This window comes from Microcoleus harperi Pol14_C6 (assembly GCF_036701295.1).
Taxonomy (GTDB): domain Bacteria; phylum Cyanobacteriota; class Cyanobacteriia; order Cyanobacteriales; family Microcoleaceae; genus Microcoleus.
On sequence record NZ_JAUBQN010000001.1, the window covers coordinates 143,415 to 160,004 of the forward strand.

The 16,590-nt window shown below is 45.7% G+C and carries 16 protein-coding genes; 8 read left to right on the plus strand and 8 right to left on the minus strand.

Annotated features, from left to right (window positions below):
• Nucleotides 1–339 precede the first annotated feature (339 nt).
• The 5 genes from QUA27_RS00625 to QUA27_RS00645 all read left to right on the plus strand — a co-directional run bounded on the left by QUA27_RS00625 (nucleotide 340) and on the right by QUA27_RS00645 (nucleotide 4,286).
• Nucleotides 340–465: a hypothetical protein gene (locus QUA27_RS00625; protein WP_333065677.1), complete on the plus strand. Its 126-nt coding sequence runs from the start codon at nucleotides 340–342 to the stop codon at nucleotides 463–465.
• Nucleotides 466–739: 274 nt separating this feature from the next.
• A complete protein-coding gene (locus tag QUA27_RS00630) occupies nucleotides 740–1,906 on the plus strand; it encodes a zinc-dependent alcohol dehydrogenase (RefSeq protein ID WP_333065678.1) in 1,167 nt (388 codons plus the stop codon).
• Between the two features lie 27 nt (nucleotides 1,907–1,933).
• Nucleotides 1,934–2,143, plus strand: a complete 210-nt coding sequence (locus tag QUA27_RS00635; RefSeq protein ID WP_333065679.1) for an acetyltransferase — start codon at nucleotides 1,934–1,936, stop codon at nucleotides 2,141–2,143.
• Nucleotides 2,144–2,516: 373 nt separating this feature from the next.
• A complete protein-coding gene (locus tag QUA27_RS00640) occupies nucleotides 2,517–3,371 on the plus strand; it encodes a manganese catalase (protein ID WP_333065680.1) in 855 nt (284 codons plus the stop codon).
• A gap of 228 nt (nucleotides 3,372–3,599) precedes the next feature.
• The gene (locus QUA27_RS00645) at nucleotides 3,600–4,286 is read left to right on the plus strand and encodes an HAD family hydrolase (protein ID WP_333065681.1); all 687 of its coding nucleotides are present in this window, start codon (nucleotides 3,600–3,602) and stop codon (nucleotides 4,284–4,286) included.
• Nucleotides 4,287–4,296: 10 nt separating this feature from the next.
• On the opposite strand, the gene QUA27_RS00650 is transcribed toward QUA27_RS00645, so the two are convergent.
• Together QUA27_RS00650 and QUA27_RS00655 are read right to left on the minus strand one after the other, a co-directional pair.
• Nucleotides 4,297–5,481, minus strand: coding sequence for an AAA family ATPase (locus QUA27_RS00650; RefSeq protein ID WP_333065682.1), 1,185 nt, complete (start codon nucleotides 5,479–5,481; stop codon nucleotides 4,297–4,299).
• A gap of 15 nt (nucleotides 5,482–5,496) precedes the next feature.
• Nucleotides 5,497–6,288 carry an RNA ligase family protein gene (locus QUA27_RS00655; protein WP_333065683.1) on the minus strand — a complete coding sequence of 264 codons (792 nt, stop codon included), beginning with the start codon at nucleotides 6,286–6,288 and terminating at the stop codon, nucleotides 5,497–5,499.
• Nucleotides 6,289–6,423: 135 nt separating this feature from the next.
• On the opposite strand from QUA27_RS00655, the gene QUA27_RS00660 reads away from it, so the two are divergent.
• The 3 genes from QUA27_RS00660 (at nucleotide 6,424) to hpxZ (ending at nucleotide 8,427) form a co-directional block, all read left to right on the plus strand.
• Entirely contained in the window at nucleotides 6,424–7,293 is an 870-nt protein-coding gene (locus tag QUA27_RS00660; RefSeq protein ID WP_333065685.1) for a prohibitin family protein, read from the plus strand.
• A 236-nt stretch (nucleotides 7,294–7,529) separates the two neighbouring features.
• On the plus strand, nucleotides 7,530–7,949 hold the full coding sequence (locus QUA27_RS00665) for a peptidylprolyl isomerase (protein ID WP_190732048.1): 420 nt from the start codon (nucleotides 7,530–7,532) through the stop codon (nucleotides 7,947–7,949).
• Nucleotides 7,950–8,040: 91 nt separating this feature from the next.
• Nucleotides 8,041–8,427 carry an oxalurate catabolism protein HpxZ gene (hpxZ, locus tag QUA27_RS00670; protein WP_333065688.1) on the plus strand — a complete coding sequence of 129 codons (387 nt, stop codon included), beginning with the start codon at nucleotides 8,041–8,043 and terminating at the stop codon, nucleotides 8,425–8,427.
• Between the two features lie 24 nt (nucleotides 8,428–8,451).
• On the opposite strand, the gene QUA27_RS00675 is transcribed toward hpxZ, so the two are convergent.
• From QUA27_RS00675 to QUA27_RS00700, 6 genes are all read right to left on the minus strand, one after another.
• Nucleotides 8,452–9,156: a hypothetical protein gene (locus tag QUA27_RS00675; RefSeq protein WP_333065689.1), complete on the minus strand. Its 705-nt coding sequence runs from the start codon at nucleotides 9,154–9,156 to the stop codon at nucleotides 8,452–8,454.
• Nucleotides 9,157–9,268: 112 nt separating this feature from the next.
• The gene (locus QUA27_RS00680) at nucleotides 9,269–10,393 is read right to left on the minus strand and encodes a THUMP domain-containing class I SAM-dependent RNA methyltransferase (protein WP_333065690.1); all 1,125 of its coding nucleotides are present in this window, start codon (nucleotides 10,391–10,393) and stop codon (nucleotides 9,269–9,271) included.
• Between the two features lie 239 nt (nucleotides 10,394–10,632).
• On the minus strand, nucleotides 10,633–11,979 hold the full coding sequence (locus QUA27_RS00685) for a TldD/PmbA family protein (RefSeq protein ID WP_333065691.1): 1,347 nt from the start codon (nucleotides 11,977–11,979) through the stop codon (nucleotides 10,633–10,635).
• 125 nt (nucleotides 11,980–12,104) lie between these two features.
• Complete coding sequence (locus tag QUA27_RS00690) at nucleotides 12,105–13,583, minus strand: TldD/PmbA family protein (protein WP_333065692.1); 1,479 nt, start codon at nucleotides 13,581–13,583, stop codon at nucleotides 12,105–12,107.
• A 266-nt stretch (nucleotides 13,584–13,849) separates the two neighbouring features.
• The gene (gene aptA / locus QUA27_RS00695) at nucleotides 13,850–15,154 is read right to left on the minus strand and encodes an omega-aminotransferase AptA (protein WP_333065694.1); all 1,305 of its coding nucleotides are present in this window, start codon (nucleotides 15,152–15,154) and stop codon (nucleotides 13,850–13,852) included.
• A gap of 328 nt (nucleotides 15,155–15,482) precedes the next feature.
• Entirely contained in the window at nucleotides 15,483–16,520 is a 1,038-nt protein-coding gene (locus QUA27_RS00700) for an adenosine deaminase (RefSeq protein WP_333065695.1), read from the minus strand.
• Nucleotides 16,521–16,590: the final 70 nt, after the last annotated feature.

Consider the following 16,590-nt stretch of genomic DNA (forward strand, 5'->3'; position numbering starts at 1 on the left):
AAAAGGCGATCGATAAATTTTAATCTTTAACAACTTTAGCGCAAGCTCGGCTTTTAGCTATAACTAATATACAATATTTGACGATTAATCCTCCTTAAGCAGGGTGCAAGATTCTCCTGATTGGTGTGAAGTGTTGAGCTATACAAAAGTCACGAACCCTGCTTAATAATTGATAAACCCGCTTTTAAGTGAGAATTTTTCGGTCGCTATTTATCTAAAGTGAGCCCCAATATCGGCTCTAGTGAGGCAAAATGCGGAAATTTTATTGATTGTGAGAGGGGAGCGCTCGGCGAGCGACAAAAACAATCTCAGCTATGTAGTTGTTAGCTTTTATAGCAGATGTTGAAGGAAGAAAGAAGAAAGAAGAAGGAAAAAGGCTTTAGTTATCTAGAAGAGAAGGAAGAAGGCTTTAGTTATCTAGGAGAGAAGCAAGAAGCAATCTTTCGCAACGGTTTCAGCAATTAAGAACGTTCTAACCGTCGGGCGCGGTTGCTATAACTGTTGGGGCTTAACAGAAGAATGTGAAATCCCCCGCACTTTACTTCGAGGATAAACTTTACATTTTTGTTATTGAAAACAGCCCGAAGATAGATTTATAAATTATACCTCGGATAGAGAGAAATTATATTTTTTATGATTAAAATTAAAACATCCAAGCAGGTAATTTATCGGCGCAGTAAATTTAAGATTTAGAAGCAAAAATTTGCTAGCTAGTAGTTAACTAGAGGAGAACGAAATAATGAAAGCTCTTTGCTGGCACGGAGCAAATGATGTGCGAGTTGATAATGTACCAGACCCAACAATTATCAACCCGCGCGATGCGATAGTTAAAATCACGTCTACAGCAATCTGCGGCTCGGATTTGCACCTCTACGATGGCTTCATCCCGACAATGCAATCGGGCGACATCATGGGGCACGAATTCATGGGAGAAGTAGTCGAACTCGGCAGCGAAGTCAAGAACTTAAAAAAGGGCGATCGCATCGTCATTCCTTTTACTATTTCTTGCGGCAGTTGCTTTTTTTGCAACCGCGATTTGTGGTCGCTGTGCGACAACTCCAACCCCAATGCTGGGCTGGCGGAAAAAATGTTCGGTCATTCGCCTGCAGGACTGTTTGGCTACTCGCATTTAACGGGTGGCTATGCAGGCGGACAAGCAGAATACGCGCGAGTTCCGTTTGCAGATGTCGGCCCTTTAAAAATTCCCGACGGACTTTCTGACGAACAAGTATTGTTCCTCACCGATATCTTTCCTACTGGTTACATGGCGGCCGAAAACTGCGACATTCAGCCGGGGGATACTGTAGCTGTTTGGGGATGCGGGCCAGTCGGACAATTTGCGATCAGAAGCGCGTTTATGCTGGGGGCCGAGCGAGTAATTGCGATCGACCGCATACCGGAACGCTTGCAAATGGCGGCCGCGGCCAAAGCTGAAATCATCAACTACGAAGAAATCGACGCCGGGGAAGCAGTCACCGAAATGACGGGGGGACGCGGGCCAGACTCTTGCATCGACGCGGTGGGGATGGAAGCCCACGGCACCGGTCTCGACGCTTTGTACGACAAAGCCAAGCAAGCCGTGCGGTTGGAGAGCGATCGACCCACTGCCCTGCGACAAGCGATCGTCGCGTGTCGCAAGGGTGGCACAGTGTCAATTCCCGGCGTTTACGGCGGCTTCGTTGACAAAGTGCCCCTAGGTGCAGCTTTCAACAAAGGCTTGACCATGAAAATGGGACAGACGCACGTTCACCGCTATTTGCGGCCTTTGCTCGATCGCGTTCAAAAAGGTGAAATTGACCCGTCATTCGTAATTACGCACCGAATGAAATTGGATGAAGCGCCCCACGCCTACGACATTTTCAAAAACAAAAAAGACAACTGCATCAAAGTTGTCCTCAAACCCTAACTCGCATTTACCCTTTAAGGAAAAACTATGCTTTTACAAGAAAAAGAATCAGGCGACTTGATTGAAATCCTCGATGTAGATGCTTTAATCAGCCCTACAAAACAAGAAGTGCCGGGAAAAAATCAAGCTGGTCAAGAAGAGCAAGAGAAAGCAACTTTTGCAAAAAGCAATTTAGTGTTTCCTTCTGGTGAAACTCTGCCGCGCTGTTGGACTGAGGAAAATTATCAAACTCATTGATTCCCCTGATTCTCCCCATCCCGCTTAACAAGGGCGGGACTCGAAGCTAGGGGGATGGACACAACAAATATGTGTCCGCTCTACCCGAAAAACCGCTCTCCGATCGGGGTTAAAACCCCTGGATGAGGGCGGTTTTGATGTGTTTTTTGACACCCGGAGGACACAGCGCTGTGTTTGTTTAAATAGAATGTACGATCGACCAAATTTAATGCAGAGTCTTTAGTTCGCGGGCGCGAGAAACCGCATTAAACTAAAGTGATAAAGATAACCGGGCTTGATTTAATTTCTTTATGACTAAAAGCTGATTCCCCTCCATCGGTGGCAGCGTTACAAATAATGAAACTTGTTCAAAACACCCTGGGAGGACTTCCCCATGTTTTACCATAAGAAGCCACTACAGTATTACAAAAGACCAGAAAAGCCAGATGCCGTTTACGCCAAGAAAATACAAGAACTAATTGGCGGTACATTTGGCGAAATGACCGTGATGATGCAGTATCTATTTCAAGGTTGGAACTGCCGAGGTCCAGCAAAATATCGCGATATGTTGCTTGATGTCGGTACAGAAGAAATCGGGCATATCGAGATGCTAGCAACTATGATTGCTCACTTGTTAGATAAAGCTCCTGTATCTATGCAAGAAGAAGGTTTCAAAGATGCTGTGGTGGGTGCTGTGATGGGAGGAAACAGCCCGCGAGATGCGATCGCCGCCAGCATGAATCCGCAGCACGCAATTGTATCTGGTTTGGGCGCACTTCCTAGCGACAGCGTAGGGTATCCCTGGAACGGCCGTTATATCGTTGCTAGCGGCAATCTTTTAGCAGATTTTCGCTCGAATTTGCACGCCGAATCGCAAGGAAGATTGCAGGCTGTGCGGATGTATGAAATGTCAGACGATCCGGGCGTGAAAGACACCCTGAGTTTTATGATCGCCCGCGACACGATGCACCAAAATTTGTGGCTGGCGGCGATCGAAGATTTAGAAAGTTCGGGAATGGAAACAACACCCGTTCCGAGTTCCTTCCCCCAAGAGTTGGAAAAATCAGAATTTGCTTATCAGTTTTGGAATCATTCTGAAGGTTCCGAAAGTAGCGAGGGACGCTGGGCGAAAGGCAAATCAATGGACGGCAAAGGCGAATTTGAATATGTAGCCGATCCCCAACCGTTAGGGCCTGAACCAGTACCGCCGCCGCCAGAACCCAAATTGCACGGCACTGGCATGCAATAGCCAATCAAAAAGTTAGTAGTGGAGTTTTCTGTCCGCGATAGAGTAATTAAGTAATTCAGGACTAAAGTGCTTACTCCTAACCTAACAACAACTAAAGTTCTTACTACTAACGTTGGGTTAGTGGTAAGAACTTTACTCGCATATTTACTAATTAATTAGTTAAGGAGTTGAGTCCTTACTACAAACCAGGTTTTGGCAAAAAGTTTAATAACAAACAGCAAATAACTTATGAAATTGCAAGCAGTAATTCTCGATATTGACGGTACTCTGACGCTCAGCAATGACGCCCACGCTCAAGCTTGGGTAGAGGCATTTGCGGCTTACGGCTACGAGGTGCCGTTCGATAAAATTCGCCCGCTAATTGGCATGGGAGGCGACAAAGTGATACCCAAAATGGTATCAGGACTTTCCGACGAAGAAGGCGACGGGAAAAAGATTGCACAGCGGCGCAAAGAACTGATTATTAACCGCTTTGCTCCCGAACTTTCTCCAACCCCCGGTTCGCGGGATTTGCTGTTAAAAATGCAGCAAGAAGGATTGCGGCTAATTATTGCTACTTCAGCTACCAATGAAGAACTTTCCGGTTTGCTGAAAGCTGCACAAGTTGACGATTTATTGGATCAAGATCAAGCGGCGACATCTAGCGATGCAGAAGCTTCTAAGCCGGAACCGGATATTGTCGAAGCTGCTTTGAGCAAATTGCAGATGGAAGCGAGTCAGACTGTCATGTTAGCTGATACTCCTTACGATATCGAAGCTGCGGGCAAGTGCGGGGTGGCAGTAATTGCTTTTAGGTGCGGAGGTTTCGATGATGCTTCGCTAGCAAAGGCTGCGGCAATTTACGATCACCCTGCTGATTTGTTGGCGCATTATGACGATTCTATTTTAGGGAAAAAGGAGTTGGTAGCGCGTTGAAGTAATATGGCTAACTGCGGGGCATCGCCCCTAAAGTAGCCTGATCGGCTACAATCCACTCTACCTGATGGGCTTCTGTGATATCTGGAATATCCAGCCGCGCAGCTAATTTGCGAATGACTGCTTCCGGTACAGTTGCTGTGCGCGATCGATTCCGCTGCAATATTTCTTCTAGAGGTACTTCCAGATAAACAATGCGAATTCGCGTTTGGTAAGCAGCAAAAAAATTAATTAATTGCTGCCGCATTTGTTTAGTTGTATTCGTGGCGTTCCACACAAAAGAACGCCCCTCATTTATATATTCGCGCGCTCTTTGTTTGGCGGCTGTCACCACATTTCCAGGTGTTTCGTCGGGAGGCACATTCATCTCTTTTCGCAGTGCATCCAGCGAGATGATCGGCAAATCTGGAAGATTTTCCCGAATCCAATAATCTTTACCGCTTCCTGGCAAGCCAGACATCAAAATTACTTCGCATTTAGTGTCGTCAAATGCTTCGTAATCCGGGTTGCCGTTCTCTTTGCGGAAGTAGATAAATCGGCTGTGTGCTGATGGAAATTGTCGGGGAGAATCCAAACAATTATTTTCTTGACAAAACTCCCGAAATAGTTCTATTTTATCGAGCAATTCTTGTCTGTCGCTACAGTGTCGGCCGCGCACGTCTGCTTCGGCTAAAAGTGCGAGGAAATCGCAGCGGACAACTTGACTGACTTTAATTACCGACTGCTGCGGGTTCGGTTTGTCGATCAGCCAGATGGGTAAACTGCCGAATTTGACGATCGCCACCACTGTTTCGCGAATCTCAAACTGCACAGGCGGCTCGAATTGAGCTAAAATTTGTCTGACCATTCTCGCACCTTGGCGGGCGTGACCTTTTGAGCTAATTCTGCCGTCGGCTTCTATTTTTGTAAAGGCTGGTTTAGCGACATCGTGCAGCAAAGCGGCGGCAAAAAGTATCGATCGTTCTTGCACGGGTAATTGTCGCCAATTTGGGGAAGATATTAATGCTTCGCAGACCATTTTGGTATGAATTAAAACGTCTCCTTCGGCGTGATAAATCGGGTCTTGCTGACATCCTTTTAAGTTTTGAATCCAATCGAAATGATTTTGAATGCTGTCCCAATCCATGAACCAATCGGGCGGTTGAGGACAAAAGGGAAAAGTCCAAGTTGCCGAGGGCGATAACAGTGCCTTCATAAATTCACCTGCTGGTTAACTAAAATTAAATAAATTCACATCGGGACGCAGAATATTAGGTATAATGGGGCGATTTAGCCAATGTCCTTCTGCATTTTTAATAGCTGTCAAAAAGCTGGCACGCACGTATTTGTAACGCGCCTTTACTATGCCATCTTCTTCAACTTTAATGTACAGACCCTCCATGCGATCGCTCTTGTCAGTCTCTTTCAAACACCGTTCTTCATCTAATCCCAATTCCCCGCAGTACAAACGCAATCGCTCCAAATTTCCAGGTTGAATAAAATTAGACTTGTCCATAAACTGCATCATTTGCTTGGGAGATTTCACCACTCCCGAAAACAACACGGGAACTGACACTAACGGCAGTCCGTTTAACAACTTGCGGCGGGATTCTGTACTCAAAAATTGATTTGTTTCTAAGTCGAGTACGTCGTATTCCATAAAATAGTGCGGCAAAAAATCATAAAAAACAGTGTGTTTCGCATAAAGCCATTCGCCGTAAAGAATGTAGCGATTTCCCAGCACTTCTCCCAGGGCTCCGCTGAGACTGAAAGCCCACTGTTTGAATAAGTTAAAATGTTTTTCCCTCGCCCCGCCGGTGAGATAGTGACCGCGACTTTGCAGCAGCATTTGTCCGTCTGGTGCGAAGCTGATGCCTGTATTAGCGCCGTCTACCTTTTCTTCTATAATTAGAGGGCGATCGCTCAGGGCGCTAAATGGCACGCTGTCGAGGTCTTCATCACCCGGTTGGAAACGCGAACCTTCGATGTGATAAGTTCTAGGATATTTAACAATTTTGAGCATCAGCCCATCCATTTTAGATTTGAGATTTCAGAGGCAACCCCATCCATTTTAGATTGTAATTTTAGATTTTAGACTTGAGAGGCTGCCGAATCTATTTAACGATTATAATGGAATGAGCACAAAGGAGCGTGTAAGTTGAAAAATCAAAGTTTCCAGAGCATATCATCAGCACTCGCTGGGATTCTATTAGTAGGCGCGCTACTCATCGGCTTAAACTCTTTTGTCGTCATCAATCCCGGTGAAGCAGGGGTGGTTAGCGTTTTAGGAAAAGCCACAGATGGAGCATTGTTAGAAGGGTTTCACCTCAGACCCCCGCTAATATCCAAGGTAGATGTGTACGATGTAACCGTGCAAAAATTTGAAGTTCCCGCCCAGAGTGCTACTAAAGACCTTCAGGATTTAAATGCCAGTTTTGCGATCAACTTTCGCCTCGATCCTGATAAAATAGTTGATGTCCGAAGGACTCAAGGAACTTTGGAGAATATAGTCTCAAAAATTATTGCTCCTCAGACGCAAGAAGCATTTAAAACAGCCGCTGCACTGAGAACCGCCGAACAATCTATTACTCAAAGAAGTGAACTGAAGCGAGACTTTGATACGGCGCTGAAGGAAAGGCTATCAAAGTATGATGTAATCGTGCTCGATACGAGCGTTGTTAACATTCGATTCTCCTCAGATTTTGCGAAAGCGGTTGAGGAGAAACAGGTTGCTGAACAGCGAGCGCAAAGAGCTGTTTATGTGGCTCAGGAAGCAGAGCAACAGGCTCAAGCTGACATTAACCGCGCTCAAGGTAGGGCGGAAGCTCAAAGACTTTTGGCTGAAACTTTGAAGGCTCAAGGCGGCAATTTAGTTCTGCAAAAAGAGGCGATCGAAGCTTGGAGAAGCGGCGGGGCTCAGATGCCAAAAGTGCTGGTTATGGGCGCAGGTTATAGTCGGGTTCCTTTCATTTTTAATATGAGCGATATTCAGGAAGAACCCGATCACCCGCAAGTGACCAACAATTAAAATATGACTGAGGGTAACAAACTCGGTGTCTCCGAAAATATTGGCTTTGCTAACCAGAAATCTCGCAATAAACCGGGTTTACTCAGAAAGCACACATAAGTCTTATGAGAGTTGCGGGAATATGCTACACTTCTGAAAGCCACAATATAACGACAGTTTAAAACCTGTCGTTATAAAAGCGAAGTCCGCAATTAAAACGCAGGCAACACACTCATTTTAGGAAGCCAGGAGAAATCATGACCCGCGCTATTATGGAAACCGACAAAGGCACAATCAATTTGGAATTGTTCGATGCGGATGCGCCTAACACAGTGAAGAATTTTGTTGACTTGGCGGAAAAAGGTTTTTACGATGGATTGTCCTTTCACCGAGTCATTCCTAACTTTATGATTCAAGGTGGCTGTCCAAAAGGCAATGGAACGGGCGGCCCCGGCTACAAAATCAAGTGCGAAATCAACTCCAACAAACATTTGGCAGGAACTTTATCGATGGCTCACGCAGGCCGCGATACGGGTGGCAGCCAATTCTTTATTTGCCATTCTCCCCAGTCTCATCTAGATGGAGTTCACACAACTTTTGGCAAAACAGAAGATATGTCTGTCGTCAATGCTATCCGCCAAGGTGACAAGATTATTTCGCTCAAAATTGAGCATTAATTTCCAGTAATTAGTTTTGTTGGCAATAAGGAATAAAGTCGTTATTGCCAACAAAACTTTTGAAAATTAAGAGTTTTAAAATCTACAATTTATGACTGTTATCAATGATTCTGCTGTGGTGGCTGAGTTAACTGAACTATATTTAAAATACGAAAAAGCTCTTTGTACGAATGATATTGAAACTCTCGATAATTTGTTCTGGGATGCGCCGGAAGTGGTGCGGTTTGGGGTGACGGAGAACCTGTACGGGAGCGATGAGGTGAGGGCTTTTCGCAAAGGACGATCGCCTGTAAATGTCGATCGAGAAATGTTCAACCTCAAAGTCGTGACTTTCGATGCAGACACAGCGGCTGTGACGCTGGAATTCCGCCGTGCGATCGATGGAGTGGTGCGGCTGGGGCGGCAGAGTCAGATGTGGCGCAAGTTTCCTGAAGGGTGGAAGATTGTTTCCGCTCACGTTTCTTTTTTGCCTGCGTAGGGATGAGCAGTGATACACCTCCCCTCAAGGTGAAACAATTTCCCCTGTCGGTATTTGAATTTGATTATTGTTGAGCCATTTAATTCGGCAGATATTCTTTTTTTCCTTTACTATTAGTGCCTCTGCTTTGTTACCTGTATTCTTCATAGGCAAAGGTGGCACATTTGGTTCGTTTTCATGTTCATTTACTCTAAAATAAAGCTCTTGCCCGTCATAAGAGTAAATTTTTTTTTCAATAAAAGGGATTAACTTGTATCTTAACCTGAGACTGCATGACCCTGTGGTATCATCGTGATCGTTTAACATTAAATCTCCGTTGTAGTAGCAATAAATAGATTTTAATTGATTGGGTGACTGTACAACTTGTACGAATTCTCCTCTTCCTTCCCCAATAACAATTATACCAATCAAATATTTCGGTAAGTTACCAATATCATAAATTAATGTGCAGGTGGAAATAATCACATAAAAAGCCACTATTTTGGTAGCTAACTTGTTGGGATTTTGTAACATTATTTGTTTGTCTAAAAATATATAAAAAATATAAGTTAACACAAAAACTATACCAAATAATCCCGCCCACAAGTCAAGAGCCATACCAGCTAAAGAATAGGGACAGAGTACGATAATTAAATTTAATATATTAAAAATTATCGCACCCCACACTATAAATTTTGATTTCATATTTTTAGAGGCTGTAAATGAAAATGATTCTAAAGCGGTATCCAAAAGCTAAATTTAACTATAGCCGGAGCAATTCTACCATAGCTGCAGGTCTTTCTTGGTTATCCAATTTTGCACTAGCTTGGTCATTACCGCTGTTTTTCCCATATCCCATCCTCTAATACAGTTCATACTTGAGCAAAGTACACGGAATCGATCCATTATAAACAGGAATTCGCCGCGATGTCCTGAGTCCCACCTTTTTACCCAACTCCTTATTTCCCGTCAAAATAAACGCATTCCAACCTTTAAAACGATGCTTGAAAATATCCCCCAACATCTTGTACAAATCTCCTAATTCGCTAGCCTCTCCTAGGCGCTCTCCGTAGGGAGGATTGCAAATCAGAACGCCTCTGTCTGCGGGCGCTTCCAACTGAGATAACTCGGTTTGAGCAAAGTGAATCTTACCGGAAATACCGGCTTGCTGCGCGTTCGTGCGAGCTTGAGTTAACATATCGAAATCGCGATCGCACCCTGCAATCACCTCTTTAAGTTCCGGCAATTCGCTGTTTTCAGCTTCTGCCCACAATTTATCCCACAAAGGTTCGTCAAAATCCCGCCAAGTCATAAATCCAAAATTTTCTCGAAACAATCCCGGTGCAATATTCAATGCCTTTAAAGTCGCTTCCAAAGGCAAAGTTCCCGAACCGCACATCGGGTCTAAAAACGGCAAGTCAGGCGTCCATTCTGCCATCTCCAACAAAGCGGCAGCTAGGGTTTCTTTGAGGGGAGCAAGCCCCATCGCCGGTCGATATCCCCGGCGGTGCAAACTGCCTCCAGAACTGTCTAAACTTAAAATAGCTCTATCTTGATGAATGTGAATGTTAATTAGCAAATCGGGATGCTCTACATCAACATTAGAACGCTTGTTAAATTGAAGGCGCTGTTGGTCGGCGATCGCATTTTTGACCTGCAAAGCTGTATAGTGAGTGTGGTTCAACTTTTCGTTGCCGCCGGTGCAGTTTACTGCTAAAGTATTTTCGGGATATAAGTATTCGTCCCAAGGGATTTTCTGCACTTCGCGGTAGAGCATATCCGAGTTGTAACACCGGAATTCGGCGATCGGCATTAGCACTCGAAAAATTGTTCTCGACCAAAGATTCACGCGGTACAATAAAGCGCGATCGCCCGCAAAGTAAACCCCAGTAAAATCTGGCTTGACATCCTGGGCCCCTAAACGTTCTAATTCTTGGGCGGCAATAGTTTCTAAACCGCGCGCAACTGTAGCAAAATATTGATTCATTGATAATTGGTAATTGGTAATTGCTTTTTCTCGATCGCTCTAAATTAGATAGTAGCTGGTTTAAATCCTAACTCTCACAAACAATACTCTACCTTAAGCTAGATGCCTCGGTAAAAAAAATACTAATTTTCCGAACAGCGTTGTCAACAGGCGATCGCCCCAAGCCGCACCCAATCTACCTTATCGACACAAAAACCCACCTCCTCCGGGTGGGTTTCCGCGCACCTCACCCTTGCAACTCACAAACTGTCAGTAATACTCGTGAAATTAAAAGCTTTCACGCGCACTCCGGGCACGACACTACCGCCGTAACGCTTCACCGCACTAACTGCATCCACATCGCGCAACATATCAGGTAAAACTTGATTGAAACGCAGGTTCTTAATCGGATAAGCAATTTTGCCATCCTCAATCCAAAAAGTACCGTCGCGAGTCATCCCCGTTACTTCCAATGTTTTCGGATTAACGTAACGCACGTACCAAGCTCGACTGACGAAAATTCCTCGCTCGGTTTGAGCAATTAAATCTGCTAAACTTTGGTCGGAACCTGTCATCACGATCGGGTAAAAAGCACCTTTTGCCTCTTTGCCTTTTTGTGCGGCCCAGTAGCGGGAATAAGACAAACTTTGAGGGACGCCATCTTTGATGATTTCCAAATAATTATTGCTCAATCCGTCGCCGAAAAAAGTATTCGATCGCAACAAAGGATGAGCCGGATCGCGCTGCACTTGCACTAACGGGCTGAAAAGTTGTTCCCCCGCGCGGTTTCCCGCTGGTTTTCCCTCTGCATCGGCGATCGACATAAACGATCGCCCCTCATCCGCCGCCCTCGCATCCAGCCCCCAAATCACCCACGGTAGCAAGCCCGCAAAAGCAGCGCCGTCAAGGATTACCGGATAAACGCCGGGAGTGATGGGGCGCGGGTTGCGGGATGCGATCGCCCGATCGAGCACTTGTTCTGCTAATTCGGCGATGGGCAATTCGTTGATACTCCAAGCAGTGCTCTGAGCCCAACTAGAACCGTCTTCAACGCGAGCCGTAAAGCTGAAATCCGCCTCTGTAGAATGGTTGCAGGCGCGGAGTCCGGTTGACGAGGCGATCGCGTACAGCGACGCCTCAGCGCTCAAAGTGCCCGAACCGTGAGCCCCCCCCTCTGCGGCAATGGCGCAAGCTTGCTGCACCATTTTGGCCCGCGCTAGAGGCGATACAGTTGCCGTTGCTGCGTCGAATGCGGGCGATCGCAAATCGTAGGTTTGAGGCGGCAGCAGCGGCATCCATTCGGGGTCTGCCGGCGCAATTCGGGCCAATTCTTCCGATCGCTTGACTGCAGAGGCGATCGCATCTTCATCAAATTCTGTAACAGCAGCAGAGGCGCTTTTGTTGCCAAAATAGCTAGTAATGCTCAGGCTAAATACAGTTTTGCTAATATTTTGACTAATTTGATTTTCCGAGAAGCGGGAAAGAGATTCTTCGCCAGTAGAGAGACTGACAAATACTTCCTCTGCTTTGGATAGTTTGACTGCTTTTTCTACTACAGATAAGGCTTGGTCTTCACTTAAAAGTGCGGGCGATGTTGTTACAATCATGATTGGTAATTAGGCATTGCGAATTGGGCATTGCGAATTGGGCATTGCAAATTGGGCATTGCAAATTGGGCATTGTTAGCAATTAACTAATAACTAAGAACCGATGCCCCGTGTCCCATGTCCTATTACCCAATTTGAATATTTCTCACTCGCACCGGTACACAAGCGTGAGTCATCTGAGCAACCTGCATCGGCTCGCCCTTTCCGCATATATTAGTACCGCACTGAACCAGCTCCGAAGCCGGCCCGATCGCATCTATTTGATTCCAGAAATCAGTGCTCATCGCCTGATAAGTTACATCCTTCAACATACCGACTACTTTACCTTTTTCCACCTTCCAAAAAGCATCGCCACCGAATTGAAAATTGCGCCGCTGCTGGTCGATAGAAAAACTACCAACACCGTCAATTAAAATCCCATCTTCAGTATCAGCAATCATCTCGGCCAAAGTAGCAGTATGGCTGCCGCCATCCGGGCCCGGCTCCAATCCCAAATTGGGAATTCTCACCATCGGCACGCTCGACCAACTGTCAGCGCAAGCAGAACCGTTGCTGCTACCGCGTCCGAGGCGATAAGCCGTCTCTCTGTCAGTGAGATAATCAACTAAAATTCCATCCTTGACAACGTACCAATCTTGTGATTTTACGCCCTCATCATCGTAACCCATTGTACCGCGGCCGCCCGGTTGAGTGCGATCGCACTTAAAATTCACCCAAGGTGCAGCGTATTGCAGTTTATTTAACTTATCAGTAGTAGCAAAGCTCGTGCCAGCAAAATTAGATTCGTAGCCGTAAACCCGGTCTAATTCAGTTGGATGCCCTACTGATTCGTGGATTGTCAAATACAAATTTGTCGGCTTAAGAATCAGAGATTTGCAAATACCAGCAGGGATTTTGGGAGCGCGGACTTTCTCAATAGCTTCGGCGGCAACTCTTTCGACTTGACTCAACAAATCATCGGGATTAATATGTTCGTAACCGATATTCAGCGGCGGGCGTTCGTAACTGCGACTTTGGGCATCGCCGCCCGCAATTGCGGTACAGCCAAAACCCGGATAGCTGCGGTAGATTGTTTGTTCGATTAGCGAGCCTTCTGTAGAAGCAAAAACCTTGTCTTCGCGGCTTGACTGCAAAAAAGAAGAAGCTTTTTTGATGCCTTGTGCGCCGTGTGCTAGTAGCTTCTCGTTGATAGTTAGTAGCAGTTCAGCTTTCTCAGCAACCGGTACAGAAAAAGGGTCAATGGCGATCGGAGTTACATAGGTATCGACATATTTTTCGACCGGTACTAACCGCACCGGTTCCTTCTGAGTCAAGCGGCTGCCTTTAGCGATTTCTACAGCCAAAGCGACTATTCTTGCAACCTCTGCGGGTGTTTTGCTGTGGCTGGCGGCAAACCCCCAAGCGCCGTCTAGAAGCACTCGCACGCCAAAACCGGAACTTACATTATCTGACAGTTGACTTAAAGATCGATCGCGCGCGTAAAGATTCTGCCTTCGGTAACTGCAAAAACGTACATCACCGTACTCGCAACCTGTTTTCCGAATCAAATCTACAGCCAAATTTGCTAACTCGTTAGCAGAGATTTTTGCAGTTAATTGCACCATAGTTATTCGTCATTCGTCGTTAGTTGTTAATTATTATAGCGCTTTTCAATTTTTTGAACCATTTTCAACAAGCCTTCTATGGGCGGGCAGGATGCCCACCCAACAATAAATTCACTCTTTGTGGAACAGGCATCTTGCCTGTTCTTAAAAATAGTACAAAGAGTGAGTTTAATCGCGGGCAGGATACCCACCCCACAATAAATTCACTCTTTGTGGAACAGGCATCTTGCCTGTTGTTTATCATTGGGCAATATCTCAGTTTAATCCTACTCCATTTCCTGCAAAACCCCTGTCAAAATTTCCACAATTTTATCGATATGTTCCTTCTCAATAATCAGCGGTGGCGACAAAGCAATAATATCACCAGTCGTGCGAATCAGCAAGCCTTTTTCATAGCACTGAATAAAACAATCAAAAGCCCGTTTCCCAGGCTTCCCAGCAATAGATTCCAACTCAATACCCGCTACCAGTCCCAGATTCCGAACATCAATTACGTGCCGCACCCCCTTCAAAGAATGCACCGCATTTTCCCAATAACCAGCCATCTTATCAGCTCGTTCAAACAGCCTTTCTTCGTCATAAATATCCAGCGTCGCCAGAGCAGCCGCACAAGCCAGAGGATGACCAGAATAAGTATAACCGTGAAAAAGCTCGATCGCATTTTCAGGAGCATTCATAAAAGCATCATAAATGCCTTCTTTCACAAACACCGCCCCCATCGGCACCGTACCGTTAGTTATCCCTTTTGCCGCCGTCACAATATCGGGAACCACCCCAAAATATTCCGTAGCAAAACTAGAGCCTAGTCGCCCGAATCCGGTAATTACCTCATCAAAAATCAGCAGAATTCCGTATTTGTCGCAAATCGCCCGCAGCCGCTCCAAATAACCTTTAGGTGGAATCAAAACCCCTGTAGAACCAGCCACTGGTTCGACAATTACCGCTGCAATATTCGACGCATCGTGCAAAGCGACAATCCGCTCCAGTTCATCCGCCAAATGCGCTCCCCATTCCGGTTGTTTGCGGCTGAAAGCATTGTGTTCGAGATTGTGAGTGTGAGGCAAATGATCGACTCCCGTGAGCAAACTGCCAAAAAACTTGCGGTTTGTACCGATACCGCCGACAGAAATTCCCCCAAAACCAACGCCGTGATAGCCGCGTTCCCTACCGATCAATCTTTGGCGAGTTCCTTCACCTTTCACCCGGTGATAAGCAATTGCAATCTTCAAAGCAGTTTCTACAGATTCCGAACCAGAATTAGTAAAGAAAACGCGATCGAAATTGCCAGGAATCATCTTTACCAAACGTTCCGCTAATTCAAAAGCACCTGGATGTCCCATCTGAAAAGCCGGAGAGTAATCCAAACGCAAAACCTGCTGTTTAACTGCTTCGGCAATTGTCTCGCGCCCGTGCCCTGCATTCACGCACCAAAGCCCCGCAGTACCATCTAAAATTGAGCGGTTATCATCGCTTGTAAAGTGCATATCTTTGGCAGAGACCAACATTCGCGGATTTGCTTTAAACTGTCGGTTGGCAGTGAATGGCATCCAGTAAGCGTCCATATTTGTCATCGTTTTTTTATCCTTTTATATTGATGCTTCTGCATCCAAACTATAACTGGCTCCCGATCGCCGCTCGCCAGACGCTTATTATAATTTTACAAAACACCTCTCTCCCTCTTTCTATCTTTTCTATCTCCTCTGCGCCCTCTGCGCCCTCTGCGGTTAGTAAAAAAAATATCATTCACAAATGAAATAAAATCACTGCCGCCATCCTAAATCTTGGCGATGGCTTTCCTAGCGACAGAGATATCAGATAAAAAACCCGGTTCATTAATTAACATAAAAAAACCGGGTTTTTAAGGAACCTTAAAACTTGATGTTTAATGACAAAAACTAGCTAATTAACGATCGCCTCCACAGACTCATGCTGCAACAAACCGGTCAGCATTTTCACAGGCCGCTCCCCGTAGGGCCAGGCGAAAGCATGGCGGAAAGCAGCTTCTTGACACGCTTGCAACTGCCGAAAATCAATGATATCCAAAGTTAACAAATTCTCGTACTCGAAAGGTAGTCGCACGTTGTGCAATCCCGCGTTGTCGGTACAAATGGCAATATCGACGCCAGCTTCAAAACATCGATCGAACACAACCTTCAATTCGCGCATATCCTGCAACGTCCCCGTTTTGAGATAGGTAGTCGGGCAAACTTCCAAGCATTGACCCCTGCGCGCGACTTCTGGCAGCAGTTCGGGATATTTTAAAGGAATTTGAATCCCGTGGCCGATACGCATCAGATAAGGCAGAAGTTCGGGATAACAGCCAGAGGTAGTTTCATAGAGGTGGCCGGTAGTTTTAATGCCGATCGACCTCGCGTACTGGTACAATCCGACAAACTCCTCTAAACGCTCGCCAATAGCAGCATCGCCCCCAGCTAGATCGATCGCGCAAACATATTCTCCCATCCCGGCCGCCAAATCTACGATCGCCCGATTCACTTCATAAGGCAAACGCGAGTGCATACACAAAATTTGGCTGGTAACAATCGGACAATCGCTAATTTGACTTGCCTTGCCCACAACCTTTACAATTTCTGCCATCAAATCAATGCGTTCTGACTGTTCCAAATGTTCTGGAGTGCGCAAATAAGGCGTATAGCGCAACTCCAAATAAGCCATATTTTCAAACACGTAAGCGCCCCGCATCAACCGATAAATAAAATAAGGCAAAGTCTCAACAGTTTGAACGCTTTCTACCAGCGTGTGCAGTTCCAAATACTCATTGAGAGTATTGCGGGGACGAGTGTAAAATTCCTCAAAATCCGAGTATTTTTGAAATCGATTAACCATCTCAGCATTGTGGCGATCGAAATACCGCCACAGCACCCTAGGAACGACAGAACCACCCAGATGGCGGTGCAACTCAGCGTGTAAAGTCATGGCAAAAAAGCCTCAATTTTCTCGATTGTAACAAAAATTAATTTGACCGAAAGCAATTGGGTCTGTTGCC